Below are 12,643 nucleotides of genomic sequence, written 5' to 3'. Positions count from 1 at the left end.
AGGAGTTCCATGCCGTCGTCCACTGTCGTGTCCTTCCCCGTCGGCGGCGTCTCAGGTTCGAGCACCGTCAGTCGGATCGAGTCTGGCGAGGGGGGCACCGTCGTCGTCGTGGACGCGACGCCGTTCCACCCGGTCGATCACACGTGGCCGGATCAGCCGGGCGACAGCGGTGAGATCGCGCTCGACGGGGCTGTCGTTCGCGTCTCCGAGGCTGTGATGGCGGCGATCTCCGACGAGGGCGAGTTCGCGGTCGGAGCCGACATCCCGGTCAAGCGTGGCGCTGAGGGGTGGACTTGGCTCGTCGGTCACCCGCTCGAGGGGGAGGCTCCGTCCTCGCTGGTCGAGGGGGCGCGTGTGGAGCTGTCGGTCGACGCTCCTCGGCGGGCCGGGCTCAGCCGGGGGCACACAGCGTGCCACCTCGCGTCGTTGGCGCTGGACATCGCCGTCGCCGATCTGTGGCGCAAGGACCCGGGAGCGGATGCTCTGGGCAACCCGAATTTCGAGGCCAGAGCGAATCAGTCCAGCCGCATCCATGAAGACGGCGCTGTCGACGAGTACCGTCTGGGCAAGAGCCTGCGCCGAGCAGGATTTGACACCGAGACGTTCGCGGGAACGCTCGAGGATCGGCAGGCGGCGATCAACGCCCAGCTGGACACGTGGGTCGCCTCCGGTGCGATGAGCCGCGTCGTGCCCGAGGGCCCGACGATCGTGGATCGCCGCAGCTGGCACTGCGAGCTGCCGGATGGCCACGCCGAGATCCTCTGCGGCGGAACGCACGTGGAGTCGCTTTCTGAGTTCGTCTCGATCTCGGTTGCGCTCGATCTGACGGATCCCCAGCTGCTGGTGATGACCACGAAGGTCGTTCCCGCGGTCTGAGTCCGCTCAGCGAACGAATCCGGCCTGCACGCGGCCGCCGGCACGTTCGAGTTCAGCCGAGACGCGGGTTGCGAAGGTCGCGTAGTCGCTCTCGATCAGAGGGATGGTCAAGCGGTCGGCTCTTTCGACGCTCAGCTCCCGAAGGCGTCGGGGCAGCCATTTGCCGGCCCCGATCCACTGCCCCTCGGTGAGCAGCATGAGCTCTGCGATCCGCTCGAACAGGATGGAAGCCTCCACGCGCTGTTCGAGCGGGTCCGTGGCGTCCTTCAGATCGTCGAGCACATCCGTGATGACATAGCGGCGGAACGCGGACTCCTGCGCGCTCAGCGAGGGGCCTGCGTCGAGCGCGCTCCGCCAACGCTCGCGAAGCGGTCCCAGTCGGTCATCGTCTCGGATCGCGATGCCGTCGACGAGCATGTGCACCGTCACCGGGCGGTGCTGCGCGATGCCTCTTGTCGCCCACTCGTCGAAGCCCTTCGACGTGTAGGCGAAGACTTCGAAGATCTCTCCGTCGAAGTCGCGCGTCGAGGCTTCACTGGTCTGTCCGTCGACATCGAAGAGGTCATCTCCGAGGAGCAGCAGGTCGATGTCGCTCGTCGAGGTGCGGTCGCCGCGCGCCGTGCTTCCCGCAACGATGGCGACATCGGCCCGCGGGTAGTGGGCGGCGACGAATCGTTCAGCGACGGCGAAATGGTCCACGTCGACAGCGTAACCTTCGGGCTGTGCGCCTCCGGGGATCAGCGCGTCGCTGCGCCGAGCCGCGCGCCGAGCCCGGCGGCGAGCACATGTGCCTGGCTCAGCGGGAGCCATCGACACGTCCATGAGATGGGGGAGCCGCCGGTTGCCGGATCGGCTTCGCCGGCCTGCCACACGGCCGTGACGTCGGGGTCGGTGATCTCCAACTGGAAGAAGTGCCGGAGTGCCAGCTCATCGCGGGCAGGGGAGAGATCATACAGATCCGTGCCGAGGCTGCGTGTCACAGTTCCACGGAGACCTGTCTCCTCGAACAGCTCTCGCTCGGCCGCGTCGGCAGCACCTTCGCCCTGGCGCACGGTGCCTGCGGGCACCTGGACCCCCGTGGCGAGCATGTCAGTGTCGTCGTGGGTGAAGACCAGCAGTCGATTCTCGGCGATGACGTAGCAGACGGCCTTCTCGACGATGCTGGTCTGTTCCGCATGGCGAGTCTCAGAGAGCCGGCTGGCATCGTCGATGATCGGATCAACCCATCGATCGCGCGGAAGCTGCGCGATCTCCGGGATCGTGAACCAGGCTGTCTCGATGAGCTCGCCATCGGTGAAGAGGAACTCCGCGTCGATCGGAATCGAGCAGGAGTAGACGATCGTGGTGTAGCCGACGCGATCCCCGTTCGGGTAGCTCACCATCAGTTCTTCGCCTCCGTACGCCCCCACGATCCCGTGCACGGTGGCGTCGACCCCGATCTCCTCGCGCACCTCCCGGAGGACCGCCTCCTCCGGTTTCTCGAGCGGCTCTATTCCCCCTCCAAGCAGGCCCCACTGGGGCGAATGTGCTTGCCGGCACAGCAGAAAACGATCACCGCGCCGGATGATCGCCGTCACAGCGGGGAGTAGGAGGAGGTCATGACCCACGCGCTCGCGAAGCTCGCTCAGATACGGCGATATCGGCATGCCCCGAAGCCTAGGCCGTCAGGCGCTGAACTCGATCTCGCCTCGGGCGATGTCGGCGCGCACGACCCGGAGCCTCACGACAGCTCCGGGCGCCGTGTCGGCGGGGATCGGGGCGGAAGCGGTGACGGCCGGATCAGCGATCTGGACCGTCGCCCGCTCACCACGGATCTCGATCACGGTCGCATCGACGGCAGAGCCGACCAGGGGCGTCATCAGCGCGGCCTCGACGCAGTTGATCGTCGCGGAGTCGAGCCGGGACGCGCGCTGACCGGACTCTTGCATCAGTGCGGGCAGATCCGAGAGGGACTCGCGAACCCAGCTCGGCACCTCACGACCTTCGGAGACCGCGAGGCAGATCGCGAGCGACCAGCGATCGATGAGACGGCGCAGCGGTGCCGTGGCATGCGCGTAGGGCGCGGCGATGGCCGCCTGCTCGACGTCGGGCGGCACCGACCCGTCGAAGGCCGCGTAGCCGGCTCCGCGGAACAGCGATGCCGCAGCCTCGAGAATCGGGAGGGTCATCGGGTCCTCGCGATCCAGCTCGCGAAGGTAGTCGCCGTAGGTGCCCGTCGTCCACGGGCGTCCCAGGGCCTCGGTCTGGTGACGGAAGGCATCGTAGGACTTCTCGTCGGGCTGCGGCATCGTCCGCAGGATGCCGATGCCGGCGCCGACCATCAGGGACGCGGCTGCCATGCCGGTCATGAGGGACAGCTGCGCGTTCCATTCCTCGACGGGAAGCGGATGCCGACGCTCGATCGCATATGTGCCGTCGGCGGCTCTGGTCACTTCCTCGTCGGGGAGATTCAGGCTCGCGCCGCCGCGGATCTTCTCCTGCTCGATCCGCAGCGCACCGATCTCCGGAAGCAGCGCGGCCGGGCCGCCCTCGCCGTGATCGAGGGCCGCCTGCGTGCTGGCGTAGTCGAGCTGGGCGCGCGAGCGGATGAGAGCCCGCTCGAGCCGGAACTCTTCGACGACTCCCGCAGAATCGAGGGCGAAAGTCCAGACGAGTGCGGGGCGGTCCACGTCGGCCAGCAGCGACGCCCGATCCTCGCTGAGCACCTTCGGATGCAGGGGGATCCTGCCATCCGCCGCATACAGCGTCTGACCTCGACGGCGTGCCTCTGCGTCTACTTCCCCTCCGGGAGTCACGAAGCCGGGGACGTCGGCGATCGCATAGCGGACTCTGTAGCCGGAGCCGTCACGCTCGAGATGGAACGCCTGGTCGAGGTCGCGCGACTCGAGCGGATCGAGCGTGGCGAAGGGGATGTCGCGCAGGTCGAGTTCGGGAACCGCAGCCTCCGACGCCTCTGCTTCGGCGACGACCGAGGCAGGGAAGTCCGTGGGCGCGTCGAGGGATTCTCTCAGCGCGGCGAGCGCCGCGGCGAGTTCGGTCTGCGCGGCTGACGGGGCAACGTGCGATCGGCGCTGAGGCATGACCCCACACTATGACGCCGCGCCCAGAGGATTGCGCGATGCCAGACCCGTCGCCCGTCGCCCGTCGCCCGTCGGCTCACGGTCAGAACGGCGGTGGGGCGTGGTCTTCGGTGACGGTGGTGGTGTTCTGTGCGGGGGGTTTGTCGATGTAGACCTGGCCGGTGGGGCTGGTCCAGGCGAAGGTGCCGTCGTCGAGGTGTTCGACATGCCAGGGGGTGTGGTGTTTGAGCGTGTGGTGTCGGCGGCACAGGACGCCGAGGTTGTCGGCCGTGGTCGCCCCGCCGAGGGCGTGGTCGCGGGTGTGGTCGAGATCGCCGTCTCGGGCGGCGTGCCCGCAGGTCGGGAACCGGCATCGTTGGTCTCGGGCTCTCAAGTGCCGCTTCAGGGCGGCGGAGGGGCGGTAGCGGTCGACGGCGAGCAGAGCGCCGGTGACCGGATGGGTGAGGATCCGATCCCACCCGGACGCCATACCTGCGAGCAGCTGTGCGGTGCGGATATCGATCGGGATGCAGCCGTTCAGCTCGGCCGGGACGCTGCTCGCACCGATCAGCGACAGCACGGGGACGGTGACAGTCACGGTCGGGGTGATCGAGGCGAGCATGCCGTCGGCGGTGTCGTGTCCTGTGGGCGCGCCGGAGAGGAGCAGGTCGAGAGCGACATCGCAGCGGGCTTGCCCGAGCGTCCGGGAGTCATGAGCCGACGCGGCGCGGGGGCCGCTCGACGAATCCGCACAGGCGGCTTTCGCCATCGCCGTGACCCTCTCGAATGCGCCGTGCACGAGGGCAGCCGGGCCGAAGATGCTCAGTTCCGCCATGCCGTCTGCGCGGTTCTTCACCCACACGCCGCGCTCGCGGCGAGCGTCCTTGTGGCGTTCGTCGATGCTGCGCCGCTGGAACCGGTCTGCGACTCGTCGTGCCATCCGGCCCACTCGATTCGGAGACTCCGTCTTCGCGAAATCGACCATCTGCCCTGCGTACGCATCGCGGTCGGCCGCATCGTCGAGGTGCATGGCGGCGTCGACAATCACCCGGGCATGGGCGGCGCTGATCAGCCCGGCACCCTGCGCCTGCCACACGCGGGGGAACCGCGACACCACGAGTTCCGCGTCGAGCATCCGCTGCTGCACCGTCCGGTCGCTGACGCGCAGCGCCGCCCCGAACTCCGCCGCCACCGCCCGCACCGCCAGATCGACGCCATCCGCACTCGGTTCGTCGGCCTGCTCTGCTGCTTCGACAGCGATCCGCGCACCGAGTGTGAGGAGGCCATCACGCGCGGCCAGCAATGAACCGATCGTCCGCTCGACCTCGACGAGCATCTCAGCGACCGCGCCCAGCGCGCCCACCTGCTCCACTGTTGCGTCGATCAGTGCCGTCATACCCACATCACATCGCCCACCACCGACATTCCGACCCCAGATCAGGGACCAAAACACAGCCCGGGCACACAGAACAACGGCATCCCGGAATGTGCGTAGACACAGCCTCCCGGAAGGCCGCCTCGACGCACGTCGCGGCGACGATCCGGCGGTGCACCGATGCGCCGCGGCGCCTTGGGAACCTGTGATTCGCGTGTCCGTCCGACCCGGACCGGAATATTGGGCGTTAGCGTGGGGGGCATGACCACTGCAGCGAAGGCCAAGACCCTGATCGGACTCTACGAAGCCCCGGAGATCCTCCGCGTCGTGAATGTGTGGGACGTCGTGTCCGCCCGTGCCGTCGCGAAGCTGCCTGAGACGAAGGCGATCGCGACTGCCGGGCACGGCATCGCCGCGTCGTTCGGCTTCGAGGACGGGACGATTCCGCGGGACATCATGATCGACATGATCGGTCGCATCGCGGCATCCGTCTCGGTCCCGGTGACCGCCGACCTCGACGACGGTTACGGCGACGCGGGGGAGACCACCCGCCTGGCGATCGGCGCCGGTGTCGTCGGCGCCAACGTCGAAGACCGCCTCAAGCCGTTCGACGATTCCGTCGCGGCGGTCGAGGCGATCGTCAAGGCAGCAGAGGCCGAGGGTGTGCCGTTCGCACTCAACGCGCGCACCGATGCGTTCGTCCGTGCCGGCCACCGCCCCGTCGCCGAGAGCATCGCGGATGCGATCCAGCGTGGCCGCGCCTTCCTCGATGCCGGAGCCACCGCGGTCTTCGTCCCGGGAATGCTCGACGCCAACATCACCCGCCAGCTCGTCGACGGCCTCGGCCAGGGCAAGCTCAGCGTGATCGGCCTCCCCGGCACCCTCGCCGCGTCGGAGTACGAGAAGCTCGGGGTCACCCGCATCTCATACGGTCCTCTTCCGCAGCGCGTGGCCCTCACTGCCGTCCAAGACCTCGCCGCGAGCCTGTACGCCGGCGGCGTGATCCCGAACGGCCTCCCGGCGCTCAACTGATCCATCGCGAAACGAGAGACCGCCGGTCAGTAGACTTGGCCGGTGGTCACTCGTCTATCGAACTTCTTCCTCCGCACGCTCCGCGAAGACCCTGCAGGCGCAGAGATCGCGAGCCACAAGCTGCTGATCCGCGCCGGGTACATACGACCGCAGGCCGCCGGCATTTTCGCGTGGCTGCCGCTGGGGCTGCGCGTGAAGGCCAAGATCGAGACCGCCGTCCGCGAGGAGATGGCCGCCGCAGGTGCGCAGGAAGTGCACTTTCCGGCTCTGATGCCTCGCGAGTCGTACGAGGCGACGGGGCGTTGGGAGGAGTACGGCGACCTGCTCTTCCGTCTGCAGGACCGCAAGGGCGGGGATTACCTTCTTGCCCCGACCCATGAAGAGGCGTTCACCCTTCTCGTCAAGGACCTCTATTCGTCGTACAAGGATCTGCCCCTCACGATCTACCAGATCCAGGACAAGTATCGCGACGAGGCGCGTCCGCGTGCAGGACTGCTTCGAGGCCGTGAGTTCACGATGAAGGACGCCTACTCCTTCGATTCCTCGGACGCCGGACTCGACGTCAGCTACCAGGCGCAGCGCGACGCATACGAGCGGATCTTCCAGCGCCTCGGTCTCGAGTACGTGATCGTCCAGGCGGATGCCGGGGCGATGGGCGGTTCGCGAAGCGAGGAGTTCCTTCACCCGACCCCCGTCGGCGAGGACACGTTCGTGCGGAGCGCAGGCGGCTACGCCGCCAACGTCGAGGCGTTCACGACGGCGGTGCCCGATGCCATCGCCTTCGATGCCGACGCATCGCCTGTGATCTTCGACTCGCCGAACACGCCGACGATCGAGACGCTCGTCGCTCACGCGAACGAGCACCTGGACGGCGACTACTCCGCTGCCGACACACTCAAGAACGTCGTGCTGGCACTCACCCACCTCGACGGAACGCGTGAGCTGGTCGTCGTGGGCATCCCGGGTGACCGCGATGTCGACGAGAAGCGCGCGGAGGTCGCGTTCGCGCCCGCGGAGGTCGAGACCGCCACGGCCGACGACTTCGAGAACAATCCGCTGCTTGTGAAGGGCTACATCGGGCCGTGGTCGCCCACGGGCGCTGTGCTCGGCGAAGAGTCGGCGACCGGCATCCGCTACCTGGTCGACCCCCGCGTGAGCGAGGGCACCACCTGGATCACCGGCGCGAACGTCGACCAGAAGCACGCGCACTCGGTCGTCGCCGGTCGTGACTTCTTCTCGGACGGGATCATCGAAATCGCGAACGTCAGGGCAGGGGATCCCGCCCCCGACGGCTCCGGACCGGTCGAGCTCGCGCGCGGCATGGAGATCGGCCACGTGTTCCAGCTCGGCCGCAAGTACGCCGAGGCCCTCGGCCTCAAGGTGCTCAACGAGAACGGCAAGCTGGTCACGGTCACGATGGGCTCGTATGGAATCGGCGTGACGCGCATCCTCGCGATCATCGCCGAACTGAACAACGACGAGAAGGGGCTCATCTGGCCCGCATCCGTCGCGCCCTTCGATGTGCAGGTCGTAGCGGCCGGCCGCGATCAGGTGGCGTTCGACGTGGCGGCCGAGCTCTCGACGCAGCTCGAGTCCGCGGGCCTCGACGTGCTCTACGACGATCGTCCGAAGGTCTCGCCCGGAGTGAAGTTCGGAGACGCAGAGCTCGTCGGCGTGCCGAAGATCGTCATCGTCGGCCGCGGTGCTGCCGAGGGCCAGGTCGAGCTGTGGGACCGCAGCACGGGTGCCCGTGAGGCGGTATCGGTCGCCGAGGCCGTGCAGCAGCTGTCGCGGCGCTGACCGCACAGACGGAAATGCCGCCCACCTCGTCCGAGGTGGGCGGCATTCTCTCTGTGCGGAGTCGAGCCGCCCGTCAGCGGACGATGCGGCCGTGGTTCATGATGTCGTCATCGGGCGTGTCCTTGGTGACCAGTGCCTTGAGCGCACCCGCCGCCATCGCGATCTTGCCCTTGGCAGGCTCCCAGAACTCGGTCACCGTCGGCGTCACCTTCAGAAGCGCGATGCCGGGGGTGTCGAGGCCGTCCTCGAACCAGATGTCGAGCGAGGGGGAGTAGAGCTCCTCCATCTTCGTGCGGTCGTGCACGACGGACGCGTTGCCGGCGACCGAGACATATCGCATGCCCTTGGCGTCGCAGTATGAGAGGCCGACCTGGTGGTGAGCTCGCGCCTCTTCGACCTTCTCGGTGTCTTCTGCGGTGAAGAACCAGATGTCTCCGGCATCGTCCATCTGCCGGGTAGACATCGGCCTGCTCACCAGGTTGCCGTCTTCGTCGGTCGTCGTCAGCATCGTGAAGTCGATGTCCTCGACGAGCTCGGTCACGCGCGCGAGTGCTTCCGGTCCAGTGATCTCTGTCATTCCGCCACTGTGGCGCAGGAGGTCCGACTTCGCAGGGGCATTGACACCGGACCGCGCGCGTGGTCGGCGCATCGGGCGGCGTTGCGACGACCCACCCGACATGCCGTCGTGACAGGCTGAGGGCATGACCGACGAACCGCTGCCGGAATCGCTGAGCGCCGAGATCAACACCGTCCTGGATGAGGCGGGAGTGAAGACCGACCGCAGGCTGGTCATGCGCATGATGCGCACGGCGGTCCTGCTGGGTGAGGACGGAACCAGCCGCCTCGACCTCAAGATCGCCTCAGCCGCTCTCGCGGAGATGCGAGACGCCTTCCGCCTGTTCGCGCCGTTCGAGGGCGTGCCCAAAGTCACGGTCTTCGGGTCTGCTCGGACCCGCCATGATGATCCCCTCTACATCCAGGCACGCGACGTCGCCGCAGCGCTCGCAGCGGACGGGTGGATGGTCGTCACCGGTGCGGGGCCGGGGATCATGCAGGCTGCGGCGGAAGGTGCCGGACCGGCGCTCTCGCTCGGGGTGTCGATCCGTCTCCCGTTCGAAGAGAAGGCCAACAGCCTGATCGCGGCGAGCGAGCACGTGGTGGCGATGAAGTACTTCTTCACCCGCAAGCTGATGCTCATCAAGGAGTCCAGCGGCTTTATCTGCCTGCCTGGCGGGTTCGGCACGCTCGACGAGATGTTCGAGCTGCTCACGCTGCAGCAGACCGGCAAGGCCGAGCCGACGCCGATCGTCCTGCTCGACGAGCCTGGCGGCACTTTCTGGAACGGTCTCAAGCGGTTCATCGACGAGGATCTGGAGCCCACGGGCGTGATCTCCGAGGGCGACTTCGACCGCGTGGTCATCACCGACTCCGTCGAGTCGGCCGCAGCAGTGATCGCGGGGTTCTGGCGCAACTACGACTCGCTGCGCTGGGTCGGAGACTCGCTCGTGCTCAGACTGCGGGTCGCCCCGACAGATGCGGAGCTCGAGGAACTGAACGACCGGTTCGCCGGGATGCTGTCGAGCGGACGGATCGAGCGGACTGCTCCGCGGTCACCCGAGGTCGCCGACGACGATCTGCTGCATCTTCCGCGTCTCGCGCTGCACCTCGATCAGCGTCAGGTCGGCAGTCTGTTCCGCCTCATCGGCGCGATCAACTCGTGGGAGTCCGCTCCCGCGCTGTGATTCCGCGCGCGAATGCGGCGAGATCGATCGAATGCCCGAGGATCCGCTCCGCCGCGCGGTGACCGGAGTAGAAGGCGGCCCCCACGGTCGCCGGCTCGTCGCCCCAGGTCGCCTCGCCGGCGAAGTGCAGCACTCCGTCGACGGGCCCCGCGAGCTCGTCATGGTCGTGGTGCGACGACCCTAGTGCGAGATGCGAGTACGAGCCGTTCGAGAACGCGTCGTGCCCCCAGCGGGTGACCCAGTGCGCGGTGGGCGCGCCGACGGCATCAGGGTAGAGGGCGCGAAGAGCACCCACGGCATTCGCGACGATGTCGTCATCGGAGAGCTCCTGCATTCTGCGACCGAACGGACCGGCAGCGAATGTCAGCAATGTGGGAAGCCCGCTCACGGCAGACACGTCGTACCAGGAGTGCCAGTGCTCACCGGCCTCGCCGAGCGCCCGCAGGACATAGCTGTCCTCGTTCCAGAAGCGATCACGGAACTGGATGAAGACCTTGTTGAACACGCCCATTCCCAGCCGGGAGATCGGCCCCGCTACCGTGTCGGGCAGAGGAGGAGCGAAGTCGATCGACCCCGCCTTGAGCACTCCGAGTGGCACGGTGACCACAGCGCTCCGTGCGGAGAACTCCGCGTTCTCGGTCGACACCGTGACTCCGGCATCCGTGCGGGCGATGCGGGTGACCACGTGGCCCAGGCGGATGTCGAGTTCGGCGGCGATGCGCCGCGGTAGCTCGTCGTAACCGCGAGGGAAGATGACCTCGTCGCCGTCGATGGCGTCCTCGTCGAGCCCGTGCGCGTCGAGGTCTCCGATCCATGCTCCGCACTGCTCTTCGACGCGGTGTCGGAAGAACTCCCGGATCTCGTCGATGCGCTCAGGATCGAAGCCGGTGCGGTCGAGCGCGCGTTCGGTGACATCGAGGTAGGTGTCACCGGGAGAGGAGCGTTCGATCTCGTCGACCAGCAGGCGATCGGCCTCCTCGACATCGGACACCCACCGAGAAGTGCGCGCGGCATCCATGGGCCTGCCGTCGCCGTCGAAGTTCTCGATCGGCCGCCCTCCGGCCTGGAAGCTGCCGACGGTGTATTCGAGCGTCGGGATTCCGAGCGCCTGCACGAGGTCCCACAGTGCGGAGCGCTCGATGCCGTGGACCCACGACGCGCCGAGATCGACGGGAGAGCCTGCCGTGCGATCGGTGTGCACGCGGCCGCCGACGCGCTCCCTCGCCTCGAGGACGATGACGTCCGCTCCGGCGTCCGCGAGCATGCGGGCCGCCGTCACCCCGGACATCCCCGCCCCGATCACGATGGTGTCGTACGTCGTCACTGAGTCCTCCTGCACGCTCGGCACCGCATCGGTGCGGCCGTCGTCGTGGCGACGGCGGTGGGCACAGGGTATCGTGGTACGGATGTCACGCGTGCACACCCGCGTGACGAGAGCTGAATAGGGAGTCGTCATGGATATCGAACTGAGTCTGCTGCGTGGGATCGAGAAGGAGAAGGCGATCCCCTTCGATGAGCTGGTCTCGATCATCGAACAGGCCATCCTGACCGCCTACTCCAAGCATGTCTCCGCAGACGGAGCGACTCCCGAGGGTGTCCGCGTCGATCTCGATCGTCGGACCGGGCACGTCGCCGTGCTGCAGGTCGTCAAGGACGAAGAGGGCGCGATCATCGGGGAAGAGGATGCCACGCCGGATGACTTCGGCCGGATCGCCGCTTTCGCCGCGAAGCAGGTCATCAGCCAGCGTCTGCGCGACATCGCGGACGACGTGGTGCTCGGTGATTTCAAGGACAAGGAAGGCGACATCGTCGCCGGCGTGATCCAGCAGGGACCGAATCCCCGCATGATCCATGTCGATCTCGGAGCGGTCGAGGCCATCCTTCCTCCTGAGGAGCAGGTGCCGGGCGAGGAGTACACCCACGGCTCGCGCCTCCGCGTGTACGTGACCAGCGTCGCCAAGGGCCTCAAGGGTCCGCAGATCACCGTGTCGCGCACGCACCCCGGTCTCGTCCGCAAGCTGTTCGCGCTCGAGGTGCCCGAGATCGCCGCAGGTCTCGTCGAGATCGTCTCGCTGGCCCGCGAGGCCGGCCACCGCACGAAGATCGCCGTCCGCGCCAACGACCCGGCGATCAACGCCAAGGGCGCGTGCATCGGTGAGATGGGGCGCCGTGTGCGCGCCGTCACCGAGGAGCTCTCCGGTGAGAAGATCGACATCGTCGATCATGATCCTGAGCTCGCCGCCTTCGTCGCGAACGCCCTCTCGCCCGCCAAGGTGACCAGCGCGTTCATCCTCGACGCGAACACCAGGGCCGTGCGTGCGCTGGTGCCCGACTATCAGCTCTCCCTCGCGATCGGCAAGGAGGGGCAGAACGCTCGTCTGGCTGCGAAGCTCACCGGCGCGAAGATCGACATCCAGCCCGACAGCGTCCTGGACTGACCGCTCGTCACGTCCGACTCGCGCCCGTCGCGCGAGTCGGACGGGAACACAGGTGTAAGATGGAACCCGTTCGAACGTGCGTCGGCTGTCGCACGCGTGCTCCCCGCGCCGCTCTTCTCAGAGTGGTGGCCCAGGACGACATCCTCATCATCGATGAGCGAGGCGTTCTGCCGGGGCGAGGCGCGTGGGTGCATCCGACACCGGAATGCATGGATGCCGCTCTGCGGCGCCGCGCTTTCGGCCGAGCACTTCGCGCATCCGGCAATCTGGATACGCGGATCATCGAACAACACCCACCAAGAAACAAAGGCTGAACGGCTA

The 12,643-nt window shown here is 67.5% G+C and carries 12 protein-coding genes; 6 read left to right on the top strand and 6 right to left on the bottom strand.

The features are described from left to right. The first annotated feature begins 9 nt into the window (after positions 1-9). Positions 10-876, top strand: a complete 867-nt coding sequence (locus QMA07_RS03500) for a hypothetical protein (RefSeq protein WP_290160076.1) — start codon at positions 10-12, stop codon at positions 874-876. A gap of 6 nt (positions 877-882) precedes the next feature. Here the strand turns inward: QMA07_RS03500 and QMA07_RS03495 are convergent, their stop codons facing one another. The 4 genes from QMA07_RS03495 to QMA07_RS03480 form a co-directional block, all read right to left on the bottom strand. Further along, positions 883-1,575: a nucleotidyltransferase domain-containing protein gene (locus QMA07_RS03495; RefSeq protein ID WP_290160075.1), complete on the bottom strand. Its 693-nt coding sequence runs from the start codon at positions 1,573-1,575 to the stop codon at positions 883-885. A gap of 38 nt (positions 1,576-1,613) precedes the next feature. Beyond that, a complete protein-coding gene (locus tag QMA07_RS03490) occupies positions 1,614-2,522 on the bottom strand; it encodes an NUDIX domain-containing protein (protein ID WP_290160074.1) in 909 nt (302 codons plus the stop codon). 18 nt (positions 2,523-2,540) lie between these two features. Beyond that, entirely contained in the window at positions 2,541-3,956 is a 1,416-nt protein-coding gene (locus QMA07_RS03485) for an RNB domain-containing ribonuclease (protein WP_290160073.1), read from the bottom strand. 82 nt (positions 3,957-4,038) lie between these two features. Continuing rightward, positions 4,039-5,331 carry an HNH endonuclease signature motif containing protein gene (locus QMA07_RS03480; protein WP_290160072.1) on the bottom strand — a complete coding sequence of 431 codons (1,293 nt, stop codon included), beginning with the start codon at positions 5,329-5,331 and terminating at the stop codon, positions 4,039-4,041. A gap of 240 nt (positions 5,332-5,571) precedes the next feature. Between QMA07_RS03480 and QMA07_RS03475 the strand changes: the two genes are divergently transcribed. Then, a complete protein-coding gene (locus QMA07_RS03475; RefSeq protein WP_290160071.1) occupies positions 5,572-6,342 on the top strand; it encodes an isocitrate lyase/phosphoenolpyruvate mutase family protein in 771 nt (256 codons plus the stop codon). Between the two features lie 42 nt (positions 6,343-6,384). Then, a complete protein-coding gene (locus QMA07_RS03470) occupies positions 6,385-8,142 on the top strand; it encodes a proline--tRNA ligase (protein ID WP_290160070.1) in 1,758 nt (585 codons plus the stop codon). Positions 8,143-8,215: 73 nt separating this feature from the next. Here the strand turns inward: QMA07_RS03470 and QMA07_RS03465 are convergent, their stop codons facing one another. Then, complete coding sequence (locus QMA07_RS03465; RefSeq protein ID WP_290160069.1) at positions 8,216-8,719, bottom strand: pyridoxamine 5'-phosphate oxidase family protein; 504 nt, start codon at positions 8,717-8,719, stop codon at positions 8,216-8,218. Positions 8,720-8,843: 124 nt separating this feature from the next. On the opposite strand from QMA07_RS03465, the gene QMA07_RS03460 reads away from it, so the two are divergent. Continuing rightward, positions 8,844-9,884: a TIGR00730 family Rossman fold protein gene (locus QMA07_RS03460; RefSeq protein ID WP_290160068.1), complete on the top strand. Its 1,041-nt coding sequence runs from the start codon at positions 8,844-8,846 to the stop codon at positions 9,882-9,884. On the opposite strand, the gene QMA07_RS03455 is transcribed toward QMA07_RS03460, so the two are convergent. Continuing rightward, positions 9,853-11,340 (bottom strand): FAD-dependent oxidoreductase, encoded by a 1,488-nt coding sequence (locus QMA07_RS03455; RefSeq protein WP_356762277.1) that lies wholly within the window; start codon positions 11,338-11,340, stop codon positions 9,853-9,855. The two genes, QMA07_RS03460 and QMA07_RS03455, sit on opposite strands and share 32 nt — an antisense overlap. Here QMA07_RS03455 and nusA point away from each other — a divergent pair. Both nusA and QMA07_RS03445 read left to right on the top strand, forming a co-directional pair. Continuing rightward, the gene (gene nusA, locus QMA07_RS03450) at positions 11,339-12,322 is read left to right on the top strand and encodes a transcription termination factor NusA (RefSeq protein WP_140036812.1); all 984 of its coding nucleotides are present in this window, start codon (positions 11,339-11,341) and stop codon (positions 12,320-12,322) included. The two genes, QMA07_RS03455 and nusA, sit on opposite strands and share 2 nt — an antisense overlap. A gap of 59 nt (positions 12,323-12,381) precedes the next feature. Further along, positions 12,382-12,636: a YlxR family protein gene (locus QMA07_RS03445; protein ID WP_290160067.1), complete on the top strand. Its 255-nt coding sequence runs from the start codon at positions 12,382-12,384 to the stop codon at positions 12,634-12,636. The last annotated feature ends 7 nt before the right edge of the window (positions 12,637-12,643 follow it).

It is taken from the genome of Microbacterium sp. APC 3901, assembly GCF_030407765.1.
In the GTDB taxonomy this organism is placed as follows: Bacteria; Actinomycetota; Actinomycetes; order Actinomycetales; family Microbacteriaceae; genus Microbacterium.
This window is presented reverse-complemented; position numbering and strand designations above follow the sequence as displayed.